At 63.2% G+C, this 21,841-nt stretch carries 19 protein-coding genes and 1 other RNA gene; 16 read left to right on the top strand and 4 right to left on the bottom strand.

Annotation, left to right across the window (positions count from 1 at the left end):
- Positions 1–514 precede the first annotated feature (514 nt).
- The 8 genes from DEVEQU_RS12515 (at position 515) to DEVEQU_RS12550 (ending at position 8,681) form a co-directional block, all read left to right on the top strand.
- On the top strand, positions 515–1,480 hold the full coding sequence (locus DEVEQU_RS12515; protein WP_126150929.1) for a metalloregulator ArsR/SmtB family transcription factor: 966 nt from the start codon (positions 515–517) through the stop codon (positions 1,478–1,480).
- Entirely contained in the window at positions 1,480–2,373 is an 894-nt protein-coding gene (gene metF, locus DEVEQU_RS12520; protein WP_126150930.1) for a methylenetetrahydrofolate reductase [NAD(P)H], read from the top strand. Before DEVEQU_RS12515 ends, metF begins: the two co-directional genes overlap by 1 nt.
- A gap of 206 nt (positions 2,374–2,579) precedes the next feature.
- Positions 2,580–3,365, top strand: coding sequence for a hypothetical protein (locus DEVEQU_RS12525; RefSeq protein ID WP_126150931.1), 786 nt, complete (start codon positions 2,580–2,582; stop codon positions 3,363–3,365).
- Positions 3,366–3,467: 102 nt separating this feature from the next.
- Positions 3,468–4,214, top strand: coding sequence for a J domain-containing protein (locus DEVEQU_RS12530; protein WP_126150932.1), 747 nt, complete (start codon positions 3,468–3,470; stop codon positions 4,212–4,214).
- A 32-nt stretch (positions 4,215–4,246) separates the two neighbouring features.
- An RNA gene (gene rnpB / locus DEVEQU_RS12535) (RNase P RNA component class A) lies at positions 4,247–4,633 on the top strand.
- 84 nt (positions 4,634–4,717) lie between these two features.
- Positions 4,718–5,818, top strand: coding sequence for a carboxynorspermidine decarboxylase (locus tag DEVEQU_RS12540; RefSeq protein ID WP_126150933.1), 1,101 nt, complete (start codon positions 4,718–4,720; stop codon positions 5,816–5,818).
- A 45-nt stretch (positions 5,819–5,863) separates the two neighbouring features.
- The gene (locus DEVEQU_RS12545) at positions 5,864–7,147 is read left to right on the top strand and encodes a saccharopine dehydrogenase family protein (RefSeq protein ID WP_126150934.1); all 1,284 of its coding nucleotides are present in this window, start codon (positions 5,864–5,866) and stop codon (positions 7,145–7,147) included.
- A gap of 163 nt (positions 7,148–7,310) precedes the next feature.
- Entirely contained in the window at positions 7,311–8,681 is a 1,371-nt protein-coding gene (locus DEVEQU_RS12550) for a cytochrome P450 (RefSeq protein ID WP_126150935.1), read from the top strand.
- 33 nt (positions 8,682–8,714) lie between these two features.
- Here DEVEQU_RS12550 and DEVEQU_RS12555 read toward each other — a convergent pair whose 3' ends face one another.
- Positions 8,715–9,614, bottom strand: a complete 900-nt coding sequence (locus tag DEVEQU_RS12555; protein ID WP_126150936.1) for an alpha/beta fold hydrolase — start codon at positions 9,612–9,614, stop codon at positions 8,715–8,717.
- A 118-nt stretch (positions 9,615–9,732) separates the two neighbouring features.
- On the opposite strand from DEVEQU_RS12555, the gene DEVEQU_RS12560 reads away from it, so the two are divergent.
- Complete coding sequence (locus tag DEVEQU_RS12560) at positions 9,733–10,281, top strand: methyltransferase family protein (protein ID WP_126150937.1); 549 nt, start codon at positions 9,733–9,735, stop codon at positions 10,279–10,281.
- Here the strand turns inward: DEVEQU_RS12560 and DEVEQU_RS12565 are convergent.
- Genes DEVEQU_RS12565 through DEVEQU_RS12575 form a run of 3 tightly spaced genes read right to left on the bottom strand, consistent with a single transcriptional unit; the run spans position 10,278 to position 13,312 of the window.
- Positions 10,278–11,309, bottom strand: coding sequence for a histidine kinase dimerization/phosphoacceptor domain -containing protein (locus DEVEQU_RS12565; protein ID WP_126150938.1), 1,032 nt, complete (start codon positions 11,307–11,309; stop codon positions 10,278–10,280). The two genes, DEVEQU_RS12560 and DEVEQU_RS12565, sit on opposite strands and share 4 nt — an antisense overlap.
- Positions 11,310–11,315: 6 nt before the next feature.
- On the bottom strand, positions 11,316–11,759 hold the full coding sequence (locus DEVEQU_RS12570; RefSeq protein WP_126150939.1) for a response regulator: 444 nt from the start codon (positions 11,757–11,759) through the stop codon (positions 11,316–11,318).
- On the bottom strand, positions 11,756–13,312 hold the full coding sequence (locus tag DEVEQU_RS12575; protein WP_329601471.1) for a sensor histidine kinase: 1,557 nt from the start codon (positions 13,310–13,312) through the stop codon (positions 11,756–11,758). The genes DEVEQU_RS12570 and DEVEQU_RS12575 overlap by 4 nt, the downstream gene beginning before the upstream one ends.
- Before the next feature lie 141 nt (positions 13,313–13,453).
- Here DEVEQU_RS12575 and rsmH point away from each other — a divergent pair, with 141 nt between their 5' ends.
- The 7 genes from rsmH to DEVEQU_RS12610 all read left to right on the top strand — a co-directional run bounded on the left by rsmH (position 13,454) and on the right by DEVEQU_RS12610 (position 21,721).
- Positions 13,454–14,455 carry a 16S rRNA (cytosine(1402)-N(4))-methyltransferase RsmH gene (gene rsmH / locus DEVEQU_RS12580; RefSeq protein WP_223214210.1) on the top strand — a complete coding sequence of 334 codons (1,002 nt, stop codon included), beginning with the start codon at positions 13,454–13,456 and terminating at the stop codon, positions 14,453–14,455.
- Positions 14,452–14,835, top strand: a complete 384-nt coding sequence (gene ftsL / locus DEVEQU_RS12585) for a cell division protein FtsL (protein ID WP_126150940.1) — start codon at positions 14,452–14,454, stop codon at positions 14,833–14,835. Before rsmH ends, ftsL begins: the two co-directional genes overlap by 4 nt.
- A complete protein-coding gene (locus DEVEQU_RS12590; protein WP_126150941.1) occupies positions 14,835–16,541 on the top strand; it encodes a peptidoglycan D,D-transpeptidase FtsI family protein in 1,707 nt (568 codons plus the stop codon). The genes ftsL and DEVEQU_RS12590 overlap by 1 nt, the downstream gene beginning before the upstream one ends.
- A gap of 24 nt (positions 16,542–16,565) precedes the next feature.
- Positions 16,566–18,008 (top strand): UDP-N-acetylmuramoyl-L-alanyl-D-glutamate--2,6-diaminopimelate ligase, encoded by a 1,443-nt coding sequence (locus DEVEQU_RS12595; protein ID WP_223214211.1) that lies wholly within the window; start codon positions 16,566–16,568, stop codon positions 18,006–18,008.
- Positions 18,009–18,221: 213 nt separating this feature from the next.
- Positions 18,222–19,619 carry a UDP-N-acetylmuramoyl-tripeptide--D-alanyl-D-alanine ligase gene (locus DEVEQU_RS12600; protein WP_126150942.1) on the top strand — a complete coding sequence of 466 codons (1,398 nt, stop codon included), beginning with the start codon at positions 18,222–18,224 and terminating at the stop codon, positions 19,617–19,619.
- Between the two features lie 27 nt (positions 19,620–19,646).
- Positions 19,647–20,732: a phospho-N-acetylmuramoyl-pentapeptide-transferase gene (gene mraY, locus DEVEQU_RS12605; protein WP_126150943.1), complete on the top strand. Its 1,086-nt coding sequence runs from the start codon at positions 19,647–19,649 to the stop codon at positions 20,730–20,732.
- A gap of 200 nt (positions 20,733–20,932) precedes the next feature.
- Complete coding sequence (locus DEVEQU_RS12610; protein ID WP_126150944.1) at positions 20,933–21,721, top strand: DUF4394 domain-containing protein; 789 nt, start codon at positions 20,933–20,935, stop codon at positions 21,719–21,721.
- Positions 21,722–21,841: the final 120 nt, after the last annotated feature.

The raw sequence follows: 21,841 nt of genomic DNA on the forward strand, positions 1-21,841 counted from the left end.
CCCCTCGGGTCAAGCCCGAGGGTGACGCGCGGTGTGTGTGTGCGTGGCAGCTTGGGTAGTGTCACGTGCGCTGCAGCGATCTCCGCGCCGCCCTCGGGCTCGACCCGAGGGCGTGTCAGCGCATCACCACGCGACACTGGCGCGGGCTGAGATCGGCCCCCGGGTCGAGCCCGAGGGCGGCATGGTGGATAGGGAACAGCGTGCCAAAAGCACCGGCCCATCTCCCTCCCCCTTGCGGGGAGGGCCGGGGGAGGTGAGAGCCGTGCACCCTTGACGCTTTCGACTTCCATGCGCAGCCCAACTCTCCCCACCCACCGCTCGTCACCCTCGGGCGAAGACCCGAGGGCGCTTCACTTCACGGCACCACCACCAAGCGCAGCCCCTCGGCTCAAGCCGGAGGGCGGGGACCGGCTTGCCGCCGCTTGCAACCTGCTCGTCCCGACGCCCCACCGAAAATCCCCCTAGACCTCCCTGAAAATAAGACATAAAGAAATCTTTATATCAGGTGGGTGCGATGCGTGGTTTGAACGATCTGGTGGGGATGCTGAAGGCGGCGGGGGAGAGTACCCGCCTGCGTCTGCTTGCCCTGCTGGCCGAAGGCGACCATTCGGTCAAGGACCTTACCGAAATCCTCGGGCAGAGCCAGCCGCGCGTCTCGCGCCATCTCAAGCTGCTGGCCGATGCCGGCCTGATCCGCCGTTATGCCGAGGGCGCCTGGGCCTATTATGGGCTGGCGCCGGCCGGGGAGGGCGGCGATCTCGCGCGCTGGCTTATCGATCGGCTCGATCCCTCCGATGCCGCCTATCGCGGCGATCGCACGCGGCAGGCCGAAATCCGCGCCGTGCAACAGGCCGAGGCCGCTGCCTATTTTGCGAAAGTGGCGGAAAGCTGGGACCTGCTCAAGACCCTCCACGTGCCCGAGGCCGCCGTTGAAGCGGCCGTGCTCGGTGCTTTGGGTGGTCGCCAGGTCGATCTGGTGATCGATCTGGGCACCGGCACCGGCCGCATGCTCGAAGTCCTCGCGTCGGCCTATAAACGCGGTATCGGTCTCGATTCGAGCCGTGAGATGCTGGCGGTGGCCCGCGCCAGGCTGGCCTCGGCGGGTCTTGCCCATGCCCAGGTGCGGCTGGCCGACATTGCCGATCTCGACGCTGATATTGGCCTTGCCGATGTCATCGTCATTCACCAGGTGCTGCATTATTTCGACGATCCCGGCCGCATGCTGGCTCAGGCCCGCAAGCTTTTGAAACCGGGCGGGGAAGTCCTCATCGTCGATTTTGCGCCACACGATCTCGAATTCCTGCGCTCCGATCATGCCCATCGGCGCCTCGGTCTCTCCCAGGGACAGATGCAGGGTTGGGCCGATGCAGCCGGGCTCGACGTGCGTTCGGCGCAAGAATTTCCCAGTCACAACCAAGACCGCGGCCTCACCGTGTGCCTCTGGCACCTTGGCGACCGCACCAATACGGATAAAGCCTGATGCTCGATGACAATCTGCGCGCCAGCCGCAAAACGGCCGACCAGCGCCCGCCCTTGCAGCTTTCCTTCGAGTTCTTCCCGCCCAAGACCGACGCCATGGAAGAGCGTTTCTGGGAGAGCATTCACAAGCTCGCCCCGCTGCAGCCGCGCTTCGTCTCGGTGACCTATGGCGCTGGCGGCTCGACGCGCGAGCGTACGTTGCGCATGGTGCGTCGCATTACCGCCGATACAGGCGTGGCTGCCGCCGCGCATCTGACCTGTGTCGGCGCGTCGCGCGACGAAGTTGATGAGGTCGTGCGCGGCTATCGAGAGGCCGGAGTAAAATCCATCGTCGCCCTGCGCGGCGATCCGCCGGAAGGTGTCGGCCAGCCGTTCACGCCGCATCCGGATGGCTATCGCAATGCCGCCGACCTCGTGGCCGGCATTCGCCGCATCGGCGATTTCGACATTTCCGTCGCCGCCTATCCGGAAAAGCATCCGCAGAGTGTCGACTGGGATGCCGATATCGACAATCTCAAGCGCAAGCTCGATGCCGGCGCCAGTCGCGCCATCACCCAGATGTTCTTCCGCAATGCCGATTACCTTCGCTATCTGGAGCGGGCGCGCAAGGCGGGGATCACGGCGCCGATCGTGCCGGGTATTCAGCCCATCCACAGTTTTAAGCAGATTTCCGGTTTCGCCGCCCGCTGTGGCGCCTCCATCCCCGACTGGATGGCCGAGCGCTTTGCCGGCCTCGAGGATGATCCGGAGACCCATGCGCTGGTCGCTGCTGCCGTCGCTGCCGAGCAGGTCACCGAACTGCTCGATGAGGGCGTCACCGAATTCCATTTCTACACGCTCAACCGCTCCAATCTGGTGCTGGCGCTGGCCCGATTGCTCGGCCGTCGATCCTAGAGCGCTTCCAGCAAAAGTGGCGACGGTTTTGCGCTTCGGAGGCGCGACAAAGGTCAGATGCTCACGGGATGCTGAACAGCCGTTCAGCATCCATTCATATTGCGGTCAGCTAAATGGGCAGCCATGTCGCAGCCCCTCGTCCAATTCTGGCCACGAAACTGCGCTTTGACGCCCCCAAGGGGCGAATTCAGCGGAATGATGAGCACATGCAGATAGATCGCCGTATCACCAATGGCCTGGCCTGGGCCGGGGCATTCCTGGTCGTCGGCATCCCGGCGGCCGACTTCGCCGCGCGCCAATTTTTCCCCGGCGATGCACCGCAAATGGCGGTGGTTCAAGCCGAAGCGGAGCCTGTTGCTGTGCCGGAAAAGCCAGTCGAAACAAGCGCCAAGCCTGCCGAAACTGTCGCGCCAGCACCGGTGCAGACAGCTGCGGTGACCCCGGTCAAACCGGCTCAGAGCAAGGACGCGGTGGACAATTTCCTGCAGTCCGGTCGCCCCATGCCCAGCTATATTACCGGCGCCGAACCCGCTGAAAAGCCTGCCACGCGCCCGGTCATCGCCGCCGACCCCAAGCCCGAGCCGGTGCCTGCCACGCAAGCGCAGCCCGCTCAGGCCCCCAAGCCTGATCCCGTCGTCGTCGCCGCCTTGCCCCCGGCAAAAGTGGCCCCCATCCCCATGCCAGCCAGCATGCGCCCGCCTGCGCCGGTGGCGCCATTGATCGTCGAGGCGCCGGTGCAACGTCCTCTGATCATTGAGAATTCCGCGCCGATCGTCACGGCGCAGGATCTCGAGGATTGGGAGAGCGGCCCGCTTTCGGACTTTCTGGCACGCCGCCAGGCCCAGACTTCGGCCTCGTCTTCGGCCGAATATGTCACCGATTACGATCCCAACGGTTTCTTCCTCGACCAAGGCCCGAGCAGTTCGGCGCAATATCGCCGTTTTCCGCGCGCCTATGAGGACGATAGCGTCTACTATTCCTTCGGCCAGTAGTGTCCCAGCCATGCGCTGGGCGGCATAGACCGGGCGGGACCGAAGGCGTAAACTCGCCACCAGGACGGTTCGTCCGTCCAGCGGTTTGGAAAGGGCCCGGCAATGCTGTTATGTGTGCGCAAGGCCGATGAAAATTGTGATGTGTGGCAACGGCTTGCCAGCTTTTTCGGCTCGTTCAGCCAGCGCACCGGCATGGCTGGCCACATCGCCAATATCCTCGATCCGGACACCTGGATGCCCGGTGGGCGCGACGCTGCGTTCACCCTCGCGCTGATCGCGCTTTCCGCCAAGATGGCTGTTGCCGATGGCGTGGTCACCGCCTCGGAAGTGCGCGCCTTCAACGCCACGGTCGAGATCGCCAAGGGCCAGGAGCCGCAGGTCGAGCGCCTGTTCAACCTCGCCAAGCAGGACATCGCCGGCTACGAATCCTATGCCCGCAAGGTGGCGCGCTTCTTCGCCGACACGCCCGAAACCCTTGAGCACGTGCTCGACGGCCTCTTCTTCATCGCCACCGCCGACGGCATGCTGCACGAATCAGAGCTCGACTACCTGCGCAATGTCAGCCAGATTTTCGGCTTCGACGAGGTGCGCTTCGAGCAGATCGCTTCCCAGCACGTGATGCTGGAAGAGGGCGTCGATCCCTATCTGGTGCTGGGGCTGTCCCATGATGCCCCGCCCGAGGAAGTCCGCCGGGTCTATCGGCTTTTGGTGGCCGAGCACCATCCGGACCGACTGATTGCCAAGGGTGTGCCCGAGGATCTGATCGATGTCGCCACCGCCCGTATGTCCGCGATCAACCTGGCCTATCAGGCCATCACCAAGCCGCGCCCGCAGCCTTTGCTCACTTGACGGGGTGGGGCCTCGCCCCCTAGATCGGCGCGCCAGTTGACCGGGTGACCGCTGGCATGGGGGTAACCCCATGCTGGAGGAAAGTCCGGGCTCCATCGAAACACGGTGACGGCTAACAGCCGCCGGGGGCGACCCCAGGGAAAGTGCCACAGAAAGCAAACCGCCCCGGTCCGCTGGGGTAAGGGTGAAAGGGTGCGGTAAGAGCGCACCGGGTGCCTGGCAACAGGGACCGCACGGTAAACCCCACCGGGAGCAAGACCAAATAGGGATGACGCGAAGCCTCGGCTTCAGCCTGTTTCGAGGCCATGTCATCCGGGTTGGTTGCACGAGCGCGTCCAGCAATGGCCGCCACAGATGAATGGTCACCACGTCGCGGCAACGCGGCCCTACAGAACCCGGCTTATAGGTCAACTGGCGTTGACTCCCTGCCTCCATCGCCGCTAAACGATGGCCCCTCCGCCGCATCGACCGGCGGGCACACGCTTGTTGGAGTTCTCGGCGCGATGCCCCTGGCTACCCCTCATTATCTTATCGACGAAAACGCCCTGGACCGGAATCTGGCCAAGGTGGACCGGCTGCGGGCTTTGTCGGGGGCCAAATGCGTGTTTGCGCTCAAGGCTTTCGCCACTTGGTCGACCTTCGCCCAGATCGCTCCGCACATGGATGGCTCCACGTCCTCGTCGCTGAACGAGGTCAAGCTCGGCCGGGAGAAGTTCGGCGGAGAGACGCACGCCTATTCGGTCGCCTGGTCCGATGACGAGATCGACGAGGCAATTGCCAATGCGGACAAGGTCATCTTCAATTCGATCAGCCAGTTCGAACGCTATGCCGCCAAGGCCGCGCATCTGCCGGTGGGCATCCGCGTCAATCCGGGCATCAGCCATTCCCATTTCGACCTTGCCGATCCCGCCCGCCCGTTCAGCCGGCTGGGCGAACGCGATCCCCAGCGCATCGAAAGCGTCATGGATCGGGCCTCGGGCTTCATGATCCACTGCAATTGCGAGAACGACTCCTTCGAGTCCTTTTCGGCGCTACTCGACCAGTTCGAAGCCAAGCTCGGCCATTTCTTCGAACGGCTGGATTGGGTGAGCTTCGGCGGCGGGCTGCATTTTACCGGCGAGGGTTATGCGCTCGAGGCGCTGGCCGCCCGGCTGAAAGCCTTTGCCGAGCGCTATCAGCTGCAGGTTTATCTCGAGCCCGGCGATGCCGTGGTGACGCAGACGACGACGCTGGAAGTGTCGGTGCTCGATATCGTCGATAATGAAAAACAGATCGCCATTGTCGATTCCGCGGTCGAAGCCCATATGCTGGATCTGCTCGTCTATCGTGAAACGGCTCATGTGGAGCCAGATGCGGGTCCGCATCGTTATGTGATCGCCGGCAAATCCTGCCTTGCCGGCGACGTGTTCGGAGAGTTCGATTTTCCGGAAGCGCTCAAGGTCGGCGACCGTATCTCCCTGCTCAATGCCGGGGGATACACCATGGTCAAGAAGAACTGGTTCAACGGCGTCAACATGCCCGCCATTGCCATCCGCAGGAAGAACGGCGACGTCGAACTTGTCAGATCGTTCGATTATGCCGACTATGTCGCCAGCCTGTCATAAGGACAGGCTGATCCCGTTACCCCTTGAAAAGGTGTTTCGTGCCAATTGAAAAAGAACGTTCTGATCATCGGCGCCGGAGGTGTCGCGCAGGTCGCTGCCTTTAAGGCAGCAATGCACAATGACGTGCTCGGAGACATTCACATTGCCTCCCGCACCCTGTCGAAATGCGAAGCAATTATTGGCAGCATACTCGACAAGAAGGCGCTGAAGCGCCCGGGCATATTGGCCGCCCACAGGCTCGACGCCATGGATGTCGAGGCGACAAAGGCCCTGATCAGGCAGACCAAGAGCCAGATCGTGCTCAATGCCGGCTCTGCCTTCCTCAATATGAGCGTGTTACGCGCCTGTATCGACGTGGGCGTTGCCTATATCGACACGGCCATCCACGAAGACCCCACCAAGGTGTGCGAGACGCCCCCCTGGTATGGTAATTACGAGTGGACGCATCGCGAGGAATGCGAGCGCAAGGGCGTTACCGCCGTGCTCGGGGCCGGCTTCGATCCGGGCGTGGTCAATGCCTATGCGGCGCTGGCCGCCAATGCCTATTTCGACCGCGTGGACTCCATCGATATCATCGATGTCAATGCCGGTAGCCATGGCCGCTATTTCGCGACCAATTTCGATCCGGAGATCAATTTCCGGGAATTCACCGGCACGGTGTGGAGCTGGCAGGAAAGCCAGTGGACCGCCAACAAGATGTTCGAGGTCAAGCGCACCGACGAGCTGCCGATGGTCGGTTCGCAGACCACCTACCTTACCGGTCATGACGAGGTGCATTCTCTCTCGGCCAATCTAGACGTGCCAGACATCCGTTTCTGGATGGGATTTGGCGAGCACTATATCAACGTCTTCACGGTGCTGAACAATCTCGGCCTGTTGTCGGAAAAGCCTGTGGTCACGGCCGAAGGGCTGGAAGTGGTGCCGCTCAAGGTGGTCAAGGCCGTGCTGCCCGACCCGATGTCGCTGGCGCCCAACTACAAGGGCAAGACCTTTATCGGCGATCTGGTGAAGGGCGTGCGTGACGGCGTCGAAACCGAACTGCTGGTTTACAATATCAGCGACCACGAGGAGGCCTTTGCCGAGACCAATAGCCAGGCGATTTCCTACACCGCCGGCGTGCCCGCCATTGCCGCGGCCATGCTGATCGCCAAGGGTGACTGGGATTGCCACCACATGGCCAATGTCGAGGAACTGCCGCCGGTGCCGTTCATCGCCTTGCTCGAGACGCTGGGTCTGCCGACGCGGGTACGTGACGCCAAGGGTGACCGCGCCTTCGACCCCGGCGAGTTCCGTCAGGATCGGCGACAGTCGGCCCGCGCCGGCGCATGATGCGAATTGAAACGGCCGGGTTCGCCCCGGCCGTTTTCTTTTGCATGGCGCGATTTACCATAGCGCGATTATCGAGTGGATGGCGGCAGGTGGCACTGGCGGCAACAGTCCTTCATGGTTAAGACTGCGTTAATCATGCAGGAACTGGTGTGGAGGTCTTGTCGTGTCGAGCGCTGAAATGCTGACGCAGCCTCAAGGGTTGCGACTGTCACCCACCGGCCTTCCCAGTGTTCCGGTGCTGGGGCATCTGCTCGATATCCGCAAGGACATGCTGGGCTTTTTCGAGCGCTGCGCCCGCGAGCACGGCGATGTGTCGCTGATCAAGCTGGCGACTGCCGAAGCGGTGTTGATCAACAATTCCGACCTGATCGAAGAAGTGCTGGTTGAAAAGGCGGACAAGTTCGTCAAGAACCACTTTTTCTGGCGGCAACTCGACGCCATCATGGGCGGCGGCCTGTTCACCTCCGAAGACGGGGAGTGGCGCAAGCAGCGCAAGCATTCCTCCCCGGCCTTCCGCACCCAGGAACTCGAAGCCTATGCACCGCATATGGTGCAACTGGTCGATCAGCTGGTGGGCAGCTGGAAGGACGGCCAGGAATTCGACATGCACCGGGAAATCCTGGCGCTGGGGCTGAAGATCTCGGCCAAGACGCTGCTCAATGCCGATGTCGAGCAGGATATTGAGGATCTCGAAAAGGCTGCCTATTGGCTGATCGATGAAATCGCCGCGCGTTTCTCACGGCCTTTCGTCATTCCCGATGCGGTTCCGCTGCCCGGCCATATCCGCTATTTGAAGGGCGTGGCCTATCTCGACCGGCTGGTCTATCGCGTCATCGACGAGTTCCGCTCCGGCAAGATCGAGCCGGCCGGGTTCCTGGCCTCGCTAATGGCGGTGCGGGACGAGGACGGCAAGCCGCTCAGCGACAAGCAGTTGCGCGACCAGGTGCTGACCATGCTCTTGGCCGGCTACGAGACCACGGCGCTCTCCATGTCCTTCGGCTTCGACCTGCTGGGGCAGAACCGGGACTACCAGGACCGCATGGCTGCCGAAGTGCGCGCGGTAACGGGCGACCGGCCGGTGACCTATGAGGACCTGCCCAAGCTGCCGCTGACCGAATGGGCTGTTATCGAAACCATGCGCGTGCTGCCGCCGGCCTGGGCTGTGGGGCGCGAAGCGCGCGAAGATGTCGAGATTGGCGATTACCTGATCCGCAAGGGAACCGGGGTGATCATCAGCTCCTGGGTCACCCATCGCGACCCACGCTATTTCGACGATCCTACCAGCTTCCGGCCGGAACGCTGGGCCGGCGACTTCCGCCGCAAGCTGCCGCGCTTTGCCTATTACCCCTTTGGCGGGGGGCCGCGCATCTGCATCGGCAATCGCTTTGCGATGATGGAGGCGATGCTCTTCCTCGCCACCATCGCCAAGCGTTTCGACGTCGAACGGCTGACCGAGCGGCCCTATAAGCTCCTGCCATCAATTACCATCCGCCCCACCGGCGGCATCTGGGTACGCCTGCACGAGCGCAAATAGGGTGCGACGGACGCACCCCATTTGTTCGCTGAATCACGCGGCGTCGATGCGCGCCGGGGCCGGAACCGGAATGACCTCGGCGGCGACGCGCTGGTCGCGACGACGTTCCTCGGTCACCACATCGGCGGCAAAACGGTAGAGCAGGGCGTTGAAGATGTTGGGATGGCTCATGAACGGCACATGGGCCGCGCTATCGACGACATGGCACTTTCCATCCCAGAGATTGGCGTAGTTCAGCCCTTCGACATAGCTGCGGCGCACCAGCGGGTCATGTTCGCCATTCACCATGGCCAGCGGAATGGGGGAAGTCTCGATCACCTGCCGCTCATCGGCGCTTTCGCGGCGCAGCAGGCTGGAGCCGAAATGGGCGCGCATGCGGCCATCGGAGCGCAGGATCATGTCGATCTGTTCTTCGCTCATCTCGTCGCCATAGCAGAGCCGGGCAAAGCGCTCGGCGTCGTAATGGGTAAATTCGGGTTTGACCGCGAGCAGCATGTCCCAGCGCGTCTGGAAGGCCCAGAGCAGGCTGAGGGGATTGTGCCCCACGGGGGAGGCGCCGCTGATCATGGCGCCGGCGACGCGGCGGGAGTGTCGCTGCATCATCTCCATGGCCACCTGGCCGCCCAGCGACCAGCCCATGATGAGGGCTCGCGACAGGGAAAGCCGGTCCATTGCCGCCGCCACGATATCGGCAAGGCCGGTGACGGTATAGTCGACCTGCGGCGTGCGTGCTGGCGAAGACGCGCCATGGCCGGGCAGGTCCAGGGCAATCACCCTGTGTGTATCGCCGAGCGGACCGTCCAATTGCTTGGAGAAAACCCCGGCATTGGCACCGGCGCCGTGCAGCATGAGGATGGGAAAACCGCTGCCCGCGCTCTCATAGGCGGCTAGTTGGGTCTGGGGCAGGGCGATGTTTGTCTGACTGACGGGCACGGGGGCACACTCCAAGAGTGTCCCCAGGTTTCCACATAGAGTTGTAAGCCGGGTTTCCAGAACTGGTTAAGATATGTTTCATATGCCGTGAGTTCGACGGTGGCGGGGGCGCACGAAAATGGAAATGCTGCTGGATGGGCTGATCAGCCTCGTCGCAATTGGTGTGCTGGTCGCCTATGCTTGGTCGGTCAAGGCGCACTTCTTTTCCGAAGTCATGGGGCCGGGCGCCCGCGCCATCGCTGCCATGGTGGTGATCACCGCTGTGGTCTACTTCTATCTGACCTGGTTCCAGAGCCAGCCGCCGCTGGCTGCTCTGGCCGGGCTGGTGGTGATGCTCGCAGGCGCGGCGCTTTTTGCGGTCACCATTCGCGCCTCCCGTGCCGCCCGACTGCGATTCGTCTTCGACGATGCCCACCCCCACACGCTGCTCAACGAGGGGCCCTATCGCTATGTGCGACACCCCTTCTATGTGTCCTATTGCCTGTTCTGGATGGGCTGGGCGCTCTCGACCTGGTCGGCCTGGGCGCTGATCAATATCGCGATCATGCTGGTGCTCTATGTGCGCGCCGCGCAGGTTGAGGAGCGCAAGTTCGCTCAGTCCCCGCTTGGCGCGGACTATGCCGCCTATCGCGGGCGGGTGGGCTTCTTCATCCCGCGATTGGGCTAAGCCTCGAAAATCACCGATACTTTTGTGCCGGGACCCTGTCCGTAGGAGACATTGGCGCCCAGGCTGTGGGCCATTGCGCGCACGATGCGGCTGCCAAGGCCGGTGCCCTGCGGCTTGCCGGTGCCCGACCAGCCGATGCCGTCATCCTCGACCAGCAGGTGAATCTGCGCTTCCTGCCGCTCCATGCGCACCCGCACCTCACCCGGCTCGCGGCCGGAATAGGCGTATTTGAGCGCGTTGGTGACCAGTTCGGTGACAATCACGCCCAGCGAAGCCACCTTTTCGGTGGGCAGCGGGAAGCTCTCGACGGCGAGGTGAATGCTGGCCGTGCGGCCTTCGGCCTGCATCGAGGTTTCGATCTCGCCCATCAGGCTGCCGAGATAGTCGGCAACCTGCACGAAGCGCACGTCCTCGGAGGTGTAAAGATGTCGATGTACGCCGGCGATCGCCTGGATGCGGGCCTGGGTCTCGGCAAGTGCGCGCTTGGCCTCCGGGTCTTCGAGGGCGTTGGCTTGCAGCCCCACCAGGGCCGCGACCATGGCCAGCGAATTGGCGACGCGGTGATTGACCTCGCCCAGGAGCATTTCTGCGCGCTCGCGCGCTTCGCGCACTTCGCGCTCGGCATTGGCCTTGGCACGGTTCAGCCGTACGCGGTCCATGGCGTGGTCGATGGCGGCGGATAGCAGCTCGAGGAACTCCTCTGCCAGCGTCTTTGGCACGAAGTCGGTGGCCCCCGATTTCAGCGCCGCCACCGCGATTGCGGTTTCTTCCGATCCGGTCACGTAGACCACCGCCGGGCGGTCTTCCATGTCGGCCATGCCGGCCAGCACGTCGAGCCCGGTGCCGGTGGGCAGATAGTGATCGAGGGCGACCACGTCGACCAGGCCTGAGCGGATGGCGGCCAGCCCCTCATCCGCCGTCGAGGCATGCATGAACTGATAGCCGCGCCGCACCATGGCCTTCTGGACGAGGCGAGCCAGGCCCGGATCGTCATCGATATAAAGAACTTGCGGGGTGCGGTGGGGCATAATGGTTCAGTTGGACTCAGGGATTTGCATGACCGAGAAGAATAACCCGAGCTGCTTGATGGCGTGGGCAAACCCGTCATAGTCGACCGGCTTGGTGATGTAGACGTTGGCGCCCAGGTCATAGCAGCGCTGGATTTCGCGCTGGTCATCGGTGGTGGTGAGCACGACCACGGGGGAGCGTTTGGTGTGCTCGTTGTTCTTCACCTTCTCCAGGATGTCGATACCGGTCATATCGGGCAGGTTGAGGTCGAGCAAGACCAGTAATTGTCGCCCCTTGTTGACGAGGCCCGTTCCATCGGGGCCCAGCAAATAGGCCAGGGCATCGGTGCCATTGGCAAAGGGCACGATTTCATTGGCGACGCCGGCGCGGCGAATGTTCTTCTCGATGAGGCGGGCGTGGCCTTCATCGTCTTCGATCATGATGATGGTGACGGGACGTGCGTCGTTCATTGCCCTGTATTCCCCAGATAGCTGCGCACGTCGCGCGGCAGGTTGATGATGAAAGTGGTGCCTTCGCCCAGCTTGGAGCTGAGCGTGATATCCCCACCCAGGCTACGCACCATGGTGCGCACATGGGCAAGGCCGATGCCTTCGCCAGGCTGGTTCTGCGAGCCGGAGCGGCGGAACAGCTCGAAGACGCGTTCATGGTCGGTATCGGCGATGCCGCGGCCATTGTCCTGGACTTCGATAGCCACCCGGTTGCCGGGCAGGTGACGCGCGCGAATCTCGACCACCAGCGGCCGCTCGGGTTGCTGATATTTGATGGCATTGTCGAGCAGATTACCCAGCACCTGCTCGAGCGAGAGTTTGTCGGTGACCAGTTTGGCCACCCGGACGTCGGTATTGATGCGCCCGTCCTTGTCCGCCACCTGGTGGTGTACCGCCGCCGCCGTGGCCTCGATCACTTCTGCCAGGTCCAACATCTCGGGCTTGAGCTGGCGGCGGCCCTCGCGCGAAATCTTGAGAATGGCATTGATGAGACCATCCATCTTGCGCGTCGCCGCGCGGATGAAGGTCACTGCCTCGGGCAGGTCTTCGGTTGCTGCGAGCCTGGCCTCTTCATAGGCGGGCGTGGCTTCGGGGGGATGCGAGGCCATGTAGTCGCGCAAGGTGGCGACGCTGGTCTCGAGCTCGCTGGTAAAGCCCATGACATTGACGAGCGGGGCGCGCAGATCGTGGGTCACGATATAGGCGAAGCGCTGGATTTCCTCATTGGCTTTGCCCAGGTCCGAAGTGCGTTCGCGCACCCGTTCCTCGAGGCTGGCATTGGCCTCTTCGATGGCGCGGCGGGCCTGGGCCAGTTCCTGCATATAGGAGAGCACGGTCCAGATGGCGCCGGCGACGACGATCAGAATGAACAGCCCGCCGATGATGGATACCCAGCGCAGGGCGGAGGTGGTGTTGCGCTGGTTGGTCACGCCTTCTGCGAGGCGGTTGTCCACCGCCTGCAGCAGTGCCTCCAGGAATTGTCGCGAGGAGTCCATCGCGGCCTTGCCAGCATCGGTGCGCACCTGCTCGATCGCCGCATCCACATTGCCTTGCCGCACGAGGTCCACGGTCTCGGCAAGCTCATTGAGCTTGAACCGGATATCGGCTTCAAGCTTGTCGAGCGGCGCTGCGGCCTCGGGGTAGGGCGCCAGAACGTCGCGCAATTCGGCCAGTTCGGCCTCGATCTTGGGAAGCGCCTGCTCGTAGGGCTCGAGGTATTTTTCTTCCTGGGTGATGATATAGCCGCGCTGTCCGGTCTCCGCATCCTGCAGGGTGGTGCGCAGATCGACGGCGGCGCGGCGGGCCACACGGCCCTCGAGCACTTCATCGAAATAAACCTGCGAACGCTCGACCAGCCAGACATTGGTGCCCACGATACCCAGCAGTGCCAGGAGACCGACGAGCAGCAGCAGCGCGGTGGACCTGACGAAGGTCTTGCTGGTTATAGGCATTGGACGCTTTTCCTCAACACTGGTGCCTTCATCACCCGAACCAGCGCCCAGCACAATATGCATAGATTAAGTCCGGTCACTTTTCGTTCCGTGGCGACGCTCCGCCGCAGCGCGCCATGGGAAACAGAATCTTAAGCGTCGCTATGCAAACTTGGGCAAAGTTAATGTATCCGGTCGGTGACCGGCAGTGGAGTTATGGCCGATATGGGCAAGCGTTCCATGCCCGATAGCGATGCGGCTGCTGGCCCGCACCGGCCCGTCCTCTTGGACGAAGTAGTGGCGGCGCTGGGGCCTCTGGTCGGTTGCACGGTGGTCGATGGTACCTTCGGCGCGGGCGGCTATTCGCGCGCCTTGCTCGAGGCGGGCGCGTCGGTGATCGGCATTGATCGCGACCCGACCGTGGCGCCGCATGTCGAAGCGCTTACCGCCGATTTTCCGCAACGCTTTTCTTTTGTTGCCGGCACGTTTTCCGAACTGGATCAGCTGGCCCAGCCGTTTGGCGCCATTGACGCGGTAGTGCTCGATATCGGCGTGTCCTCCATGCAGCTCGACCAGGCCGAACGCGGCTTTTCCTTCATGCGCGACGGCCCGCTCGACATGCGCATGAGCCGCTCCGGGCCCAGCGCCGCCGATCTTGTCAACGAGCTCGAACAGGACGACCTGGCCAATCTGCTCTATGCCTTTGGGGAAGAGCGCAAGTCGCGGCGCATCGCCCAGTTCATTGTCGCTGCGCGCAATGAGGCGCCGATCTCCACGACCCTGGAGCTGGCGCGAATCATCGAGAAGGCCATTGGCCGCAAACCGGGGGATGCTCACCCGGCGACCCGCTCGTTCCAGGCGTTGCGCATTGCCGTGAATGGGGAGTTCGACCAACTGGTCGAGGGCCTGTTCGCGGCAGAGCGTCTCTTGTCGGAGGGTGGCCGACTGGCTGTGGTCAGCTTCCATTCGCTCGAAGACCGCATCGTCAAACGCTTCTTCGATCCCGACAAGGGCGGGCCGACGGCGTCCCGGCATCTGCCGCAGGTGGCCGCCGAGGCGCGCCGCTGGCATCCTGTCGCAAAGGCGGTGAAATCGGGCGAAGCCGAGCTGGCCCAAAACCCCCGTGCGCGTTCGGCTGTGCTGCGCTCTGCCATCCGCACCGGTGAGGCGGCGCGCCCCGTCCGGCTCGACGGGCTCAGCGTGCCCCAGGTGGGAGGCGCCGCATGATCCGCAGCCTCAACATCTTCCTGATCTTTGCCAGCATCGCCATGCTGGCGGGCGTCTATGCGCTCAAGTTCTCCATCGAGGGCACTGCGGCGGAGCGCACGGCGATGCAGTCCTTCATCCATGAGCAGGAAGGCCAGTTGTCGCTGCTGCAGGCCGACTGGGCGGTGCTGAACCAGCCCGGCCATGTGGAGCCGATCGTGCGGCGACATGAGGCGGAGCTGGCGATTGGCCCGGTCAAGCAGGAGCAGTTCGGTTCGTTTGCAGCCCTGCCCATGCGTCCGGCCAAGCCGAACAGCGCCGCTATGGATGCGCTGTTCGAATCCATCGCTGCCGGCATCGACCCCATCGATGCCATCCTTGAACTGGAAGGGATCGAATAATGGCCATTGCCGATCACTTCGCTGCCACCATCGCCCTCGACGGCGCGCGCAAGCAGCGTGGCAATCTCACCCAGGCCCGCATTCGCTGGATGATCCTGGCGCTGGTCATCGGCTTCGGCCTGGTCGGTGCCCGCCTCGTTCAGCTTGGCATGGTGGTACCCGACCAGACCATCGAGGGGCAGACGCGCGACGCCATCCAGGCCAGCCGCCCGCCGATTCTCGACCGCAATGGGCTGGAAATGGCCGTCGATATCCGCGTGCCCTCGCTTTATGCCGAGCCGCGCCGCATCATCGACGTGGAGGAGGCGGTGCAGAAGCTGCGCACCGTCCTGCCCAATCTGGACGAAAAATGGCTGCGCAATCGCCTCACCGGCGACAAGGGCTTCGTGTGGGTACAGCGCGAGCTGACGCCCTCGATCCAGGAACAGGTGATGCGGCTGGGCATTCCTGGCATCGACTTCATCACCGAATCCAAGCGCTTCTATCCCGGCATGAACGAGGCAGCCCATATTCTGGGTTCGACCAATGTCGACAATCAGGGCATTGCCGGCATCGAGCGGCGCATGGACACCGAATCGGTGGCGCTGCTGCAGGAACTGGGACTGGCGCGCGGCAATGCGCTGACCCCGGTCGAGCTCAGCGTCGACATGCGGGTGCAGCACATCATGCACGACCAGTTGGTCGATGCGATGACGCGCTACCAGGCCATCGCCGCCGCCGGCGTGATGGTTGATATCTATACCGGCGAAGTCATCGCCCTGGCTTCGGTGCCCGATTTCAACCCCAATGAGCCGGCGACTGCGCTGGTCAAGGACACGTTCAACCGCATCACCGCCGGTATCTTCGAGCCGGGCTCCACCTTCAAGACCGTGACCTTTGCCGGGGCGCTGGATAGTGGCGCGGTGAAGCTGACCGACCAGTTCGACGCGCGCTATGGCGTGCGCTTCGGCCGCTTCACCATCGACGACTTCCACGGCAAGCACCGCATTCTCAGCCTCTCGGAAGTCTACAAATACTCGTCCAATATCGGCACGATCAAAATCATGCAGGCCATGGGCAAGGACAATTTCCGTGCCTTTTTGTCGCGCATGAAGTTCGACCAGCGCGTGCCGTTCGAACTGCCGGAAATGCGCGTCCCCTCCGTGCCAAAGGACCTGTCCGAGGTCGGTGCGGCGACCGCCTCGTTCGGCCACGGCCTGTCGGTGTCGCCGCTGCATCTGGTCACCGCCTATGCCGCTTTCGCCAATGGCGGCAATTACGTTCCGCCGACGCTCTACAAGCGCGACATCGCTGAGGCCGAGCCGCTTTACGAGCGTGTGGTGAGCCCCACGACCAGCGAGGCCATGCGTTATCTGATGCGCCTCAACGCACTCGAGGGCTCGGGCAGCCAGATGAACCGCGCCGCCCAGGGCTATCGCGTCGGTGGCAAGACCGGCACTGCCGAAAAGGTGGTCGATGGCCGCTATTCGTCGAGCAAGGTCACCAACTTCTTCGCCTCGGCTTTCCCGCTCGACAATCCCCGCTATGCCATGGTGATCATGATCGACGAGCCCAAGGCCGAAAATCCCCAGTCGGGCACCACTGCCGGCTGGAATGCCGGCGCCGTTACGGGCCGGATCGTCCAGCGCGCCGCGCCGATGCTGGGCGTGGCGCCCGACTTCAGCGAAGCGCTCGACCGCGACATTGTTCCTCCCGTTCTCCGCTAGATCGATCCAGAAGGATTTGCATTCGTGTCACTCAGCGTCACACAACTGCTCGAAGGCTCCGGTGCCAAGCCCAAAAAGGGGCTCGGCGCCGTCTTTGGGCTGAATTCGGATAGTCGGCGGATCGAGCCGGGCGATATCTTCTTCGCCCTGCCGGGCAACAAGGTGCATGGCAACCAGTTCGTCTCCGATGCGGTCGAGCGTGGCGCGCTTGCAGTGGTGACCGACATGGCGCCGCCTGGTGATCCCGGCGTGCCGGTGATCGTGGTGCAGGACGTGCGCGCCGCCTATGCCCGAGCGGCCAGCCGCGTATTCGAGCCGCAGCCGGAAATTCTCGTCGCCGTCACCGGCACCAATGGCAAGACCTCCGTCGCCTCCTTTGTGCGCCAGATCTGGGATCATGCCGGCATCGGCGGCGCCAGCATCGGCACATTGGGAGTCGAGACCGCCAAGCGCCGCATCGAAGGCGCGCTGACCACGCCGGATTCGCGCACCTTGCATCAGGCGATGCGCGCGCTCAAGGCGCAGGGCATCGATCATGTGGCGCTCGAAGCCTCGAGCCATGGTCTCGATCAGCATCGTCTCGACGGCATCCATTTCGAGGCCGTCGCCTTCACCAATCTCAGCCGCGACCATCTCGACTATCACGCCGACATGGACGAATACCGAAATGCCAAGCTGCGCCTGTTCACCGACCTGTTGGTCGATGGTGGCGCAGCGATCGTCAATGTCGACGATCCCGAGCACGAGCAGTTCATGTTCGCTGCCCTTTCGGCCAGCGCCACGCTGCTGACCGTAGGCCGGGAAGGCGCCTATATCGAAATTCTCTCCATCCAGCCCGAAGGCTATGGCCAGCGCGTCGAAGTGCGCCATATCGGCGAGAAAGTCAGCTTCCACCTCAGAATCCCGGGCGAATTCCAGGTGTCGAACGCGCTGATCGCGGCGGCCCTGGCCATGTCCTCGGGCGTCGACAAGGCCGATGCCTTTGCCGCCCTGCCGGAACTAGTTGGCGCGCGCGGCCGTCTTGAACTGGTCGCCGAGCACAATGGCGCTGCCATTTTCGTCGATTATTCGCACAAGCCCGAAGCCCTGCGCACCGCGCTCACCACGCTGCGTCCCTATGCGCCGGGCAAGCTCCGCGTCGTTTTCGGTTGCGGCGGCGACCGCGACAAGGGCAAGCGCCCTCAAATGGGCGAAATTGCCAGCCAGCTTGCCGATGACGTGATTGTCACCGACGACAATCCGCGCACCGAGGACCCGGCCGCCATTCGCGCCGAAGTCCTGGCCGGTGCCAAGGGGGCAAGGGAAATCGGTGACCGCAAGCAAGCCATTGTCGAGGCCATCGCCTCGCTGCAAAAGGGCGATGTCCTGCTCGTCGCGGGCAAGGGCCACGAGACCTACCAGATCATCGGCAGCACCAAGCACCACTTCTCCGACCACGAGGTCGTGCTGGAAGCGATCAAGGGGTAGGGGCGCATACCTTCGCCGCTCGTTCGAGCAGGCGGTTCACCCTCTAACCTGCCGAAACCCACGGCTCGTCACCCTCGGGCTTGACCCGAGGGCTCTTGCGGCGGAACCACAAATAAAGAGCCCTCGGGTCAAGCCCGAGGGTGACGAGCAGGTGACCACGGACCTCCGGGTCTCATACGATCGTCTTGCCATATCGAATTTGCGGCGGTTCACATGACCCCACCTCTCTTCACCCTTCCTGCAGTTCTCGACGCCACCAGGGGGCGGGCCGAGGGCGTTGCGGCAGAGGCGATCAATTCCATCTCCATCGACTCGCGCGAACTGGGCCCCGATGCGCTGTTCGTCGCCATCAAGGGCGACCGCTTCGATGGCCATGATTTCGTCGATACCGCTTTGGCCAATGGTGCGGCGGCGGCACTGGTGAGCGAAGGGCGCAGCGCCGGCCCGGGCCGCATTCATGTTGCCGATGCGCTGGATGGCTTGCGCGATCTGGGGCGCGCCGCGCGGGCCCGCAGCCGGGCCTTCATCGTCGGGGTGACGGGAAGCGTCGGCAAGACCACCACCAAGGAAGCCCTGCGCACAGTGTTCGAAGCGGCCGGCCAGACCCACGCCTCGATCAAGAGCTTCAACAATCACTGGGGCGTGCCGCTGATGCTGGCGCGCATGCCGGAAAATGCGCAGTTCGGCGTGTTCGAAATGGGCATGAATGCGCCCGAGGAAATCCGGCCGCTGAGCCGCATGGTCCGGCCGCATGTTGCTGTCATCACCTCGATCGCGCCGGTGCATCTGGAAGGGCTTGGCAGCATAGAGGCCATTGCCCGCGCCAAGGCCGAGATTTTCGACGGACTGGAGCCGGGCGGCACTGCCGTCATCAATGCCGATCATGGACAATTGCAGCTATTGCTCGATGCGGCCGCGGCGGCAGGCGTGGCCAATGTCATCACCTTCGGCTTCGCCCGTGGCGTCGATTGGCAGATTCTCGATCCGCAGACCGATGCATCCGCGTCCAGCGCCACCATTCTGCATGGCGAGGAAAGCTATAAGCTGGGCCTTGCCGTGCCGGGACGGCATATGCTCTCCAATGCCACGGCGGCGCTGGCGGTTGCGCATCTGGCCGGCATCGCGCCGGAAGTGGCGCTGCGGGCGCTCGCCGGCCTTGCGGCTCAACCGGGGCGTGGCGAACGGCTGCGATTGGGGCCGGACGATAAGCCGCTGTTGGTCGTCAACGAAAGCTATAATGCCAATCCGGTGGCCGTCGTGGCGGCGCTGTCGGTGTTCGGCCAGATCGAGCCGGCGGGTGGGCGCAAAGTGCTGGTGCTGGGCGACATGCTCGAGCTCGGGCCGCAAGCCGACCAATTGCATGCCGGCCTTGCAGACGCCGTTCGTGACAGCGGCGCCGAACGCATTTATCTCGTCGGCCCACACATGGCGGCGCTGGCCGCCGCGTTGCCAGATGCTGTAATGGCGGGACATTTCCCGAGCGCCGCGGAAGCGGTGAACGTGATTGTCGACGACCTTGCCTATGGCGACGCTCTTATGGTCAAAGGATCAAATGGTGTCGGGCTTTCCCGCCTCGTCAGTGCAATCACGACGCGGTTCGGGCAAAGCTAAGTCACCCAACCAGGATAGCGGACAGCAATGCTCTATTTTCTCGGCCAGTTGGGTGAGCAATTCGCCGCCTTCAACGTGTTCCGCTACATCACCTTCCGCACGGCCGGGGCGGTGATTACTGCGCTGTTCTTCGTCTTCCTCTTCGGCCCCGGCATGATCGCGCTGTTGCGCCTCAAGCAGGGCAGGGGCCAGCCGATCCGCGAAGATGGTCCTCAGGGGCACCTGCTGACCAAGAAGGGCACGCCGACCATGGGCGGGCTGATGATCCTCTCCGGCGCGGTGATCTCGACGCTGCTCTGGTCCAATCTCAGCAATGGCTATGTCTGGGTGGTGCTGTTCGTCACCATCGGCTTCGGCGCCATCGGCTTTTACGATGACTATCTCAAGGTGAAGCGCATGAGCCACAAGGGGTTCGGCTCCAAGCAACGCCTCTTGCTCGAAGCCTTGATCGGCGGCATCGCGGCTTTTGCCATTTCCCAGCTGGCGGCTGGCGCCTATGGCACCTCGCTGCTCTTCCCCTTCGTCAAGGATCTGGCGCTCAATCTGGGCTATTTCTACATCCTGTTCGGCGGCTTCGTTGTCGTCGCGGCAGGCAATTCGGTTAATCTCACCGATGGGCTCGATGGGCTCGCCATCGTGCCGGTGATGGTTGCTGCCGCCTGCTTCGGTCTTATCGCCTATCTCGTCGGCAGCCAGAACTATGCCGATTACCTGCTGCTCAATGCCGTCCCCGGTACCGCCGAACTGACGGTGGTCTGCGGTGCGCTGATCGGCGCCGGGCTCGGCTTCCTGTGGTTCAACGCCCCGCCGGCACAGATTTTCATGGGCGATACCGGCTCGCTCGCCCTGGGCGGTGCGCTCGGGACCATCGCCGTGGCCACCAAGCACGAGTTGGTGCTGGCCATTATCGGCGGTCTCTTCGTGCTCGAAGCCGTCTCGGTGATCGTGCAGGTCGCCTCGTTCCGCCTCACCGGCAAACGTGTCTTCCGCATGGCGCCGATCCACCACCATTTCGAGCATCTGGGCTGGACCGAAAGCCAGGTGGTGATCCGGTTCTGGATCATTTCCTTCGTCCTGGCGCTGATCGGCCTCTCAAGCCTCAAGCTGCGTTAGGCGGCATTTTCAGACCCAATCTGTAAAAGGGCGGCCCTGGGGTCGCCCTTTCTGTGGTCACGGTCTCGTGTCCACCAAGTTCGACACCAGGCGAAACTTTGGGCGCGTCTCTTCGTAGCTCTATTGACGATAGCACAGTCGTCCGAGCCATCCCCAAGCCGTCATCTTCCCTGAGCGGCGCAACAACGAGGAGACTACCCATGACTGCTACCGCCCGTTTTACCCTTGTCGCCGCCCTGCTTGCCGGCACCGCTTCGCTTGCCACCGCCGCCCATGCCGCCTCCGCCATCGGCCTTGTCGATGGCAAGACCCTGGTGATGTTTGATACCGAAACCCGCGCCGTCTCCGGCACCATGGACGTGACCGGCGTCGACGGTCTGGCCGGCATCGACGTTCGCCCCGCCGACAAGATGCTCTATGGCGTCACGCTTTCCGGCGATGTGGTCACCATCGACACCGCCACCGGTGCCGCCACCGTCAAGTCCACCCTGTCGGAAAAGCTCCCGAGTTTTGAAGGCGCCATTGTCGACTTCAATCCCATGGCCGACCGCCTGCGCCTGATGGGCACGGATGGCACCAATCACCGCGTCAATGTCGACGACGGCTCGGTGACCGTCGATGGTTCGCTGGCCTACGAGGCTGGTGACATGCATGAAGGCGAGACGCCCGCCATCGTGGCGGCTGCCTATACCAATTCCATCGGCAAGCCCGAAGCCACCAAGATGTTCGACATCGATGCGACCATCGTGGCGCTGGTGCAGCAGGTCGCGCCCAATGACGGTACGCTCAAGGCCATCGGCAAGCTCGGGGTCGAGGGTGGCAGCAGCTATGCCTTCGATATCTCGGCGACCGAAGACCTGACCAATACCGCTTATCTCGTGGTCGATAATGTGCTGCATACGGTGGATCTCGACAGCGGCGCGGCCAAGGCTTGGGGGGCTATCGAGGGCGTTGACGGTATGATCAGCGATATCGCCATCCTGCAGTAGTGCTGGATCGGGGAGGGGCTTTCCGGCCTCCCTTCACATCGCTCCCCTGCCTCCCAGGAGCGATGGCTTGCGGTGAACGCCTCGGGCTCTTGCCCGGGGCGTTTTCGTCAGTGGCGCTGA

The organism is Devosia equisanguinis, from assembly GCF_900631955.1.
Taxonomy (GTDB): Bacteria; Pseudomonadota; Alphaproteobacteria; order Rhizobiales; family Devosiaceae; genus Devosia; species Devosia equisanguinis.

What these genes read in the sequence shown, in the direction of transcription:
- DEVEQU_RS12515 (WP_126150929.1), top strand. Translation starts at nt 515, where the DNA reads ATGCGTGGTTTGAACGATCTGGTGGGGATGCTGAAGGCGGCGGGGGAG.
- metF (WP_126150930.1), top strand. Translation starts at nt 1,480, where the DNA reads ATGCTCGATGACAATCTGCGCGCCAGCCGCAAAACGGCCGACCAGCGC.
- DEVEQU_RS12525 (WP_126150931.1), top strand. Translation starts at nt 2,580, where the DNA reads ATGCAGATAGATCGCCGTATCACCAATGGCCTGGCCTGGGCCGGGGCA.
- DEVEQU_RS12530 (WP_126150932.1), top strand. Translation starts at nt 3,468, where the DNA reads ATGCTGTTATGTGTGCGCAAGGCCGATGAAAATTGTGATGTGTGGCAA.
- DEVEQU_RS12540 (WP_126150933.1), top strand. Translation starts at nt 4,718, where the DNA reads ATGCCCCTGGCTACCCCTCATTATCTTATCGACGAAAACGCCCTGGAC.
- DEVEQU_RS12560 (WP_126150937.1), top strand. Translation starts at nt 9,733, where the DNA reads ATGGAAATGCTGCTGGATGGGCTGATCAGCCTCGTCGCAATTGGTGTG.
- DEVEQU_RS12565 (WP_126150938.1), bottom strand. Translation starts at nt 11,309, where the DNA reads ATGCCCCACCGCACCCCGCAAGTTCTTTATATCGATGACGATCCGGGC.
- DEVEQU_RS12570 (WP_126150939.1), bottom strand. Translation starts at nt 11,759, where the DNA reads ATGAACGACGCACGTCCCGTCACCATCATCATGATCGAAGACGATGAA.
- DEVEQU_RS12575 (WP_329601471.1), bottom strand. Translation starts at nt 13,312, where the DNA reads ATGCATATTGTGCTGGGCGCTGGTTCGGGTGATGAAGGCACCAGTGTT.
- rsmH (WP_223214210.1), top strand. Translation starts at nt 13,454, where the DNA reads ATGGGCAAGCGTTCCATGCCCGATAGCGATGCGGCTGCTGGCCCGCAC.
- ftsL (WP_126150940.1), top strand. Translation starts at nt 14,452, where the DNA reads ATGATCCGCAGCCTCAACATCTTCCTGATCTTTGCCAGCATCGCCATG.
- DEVEQU_RS12590 (WP_126150941.1), top strand. Translation starts at nt 14,835, where the DNA reads ATGGCCATTGCCGATCACTTCGCTGCCACCATCGCCCTCGACGGCGCG.
- DEVEQU_RS12600 (WP_126150942.1), top strand. Translation starts at nt 18,222, where the DNA reads ATGACCCCACCTCTCTTCACCCTTCCTGCAGTTCTCGACGCCACCAGG.
- mraY (WP_126150943.1), top strand. Translation starts at nt 19,647, where the DNA reads ATGCTCTATTTTCTCGGCCAGTTGGGTGAGCAATTCGCCGCCTTCAAC.
- DEVEQU_RS12610 (WP_126150944.1), top strand. Translation starts at nt 20,933, where the DNA reads ATGACTGCTACCGCCCGTTTTACCCTTGTCGCCGCCCTGCTTGCCGGC.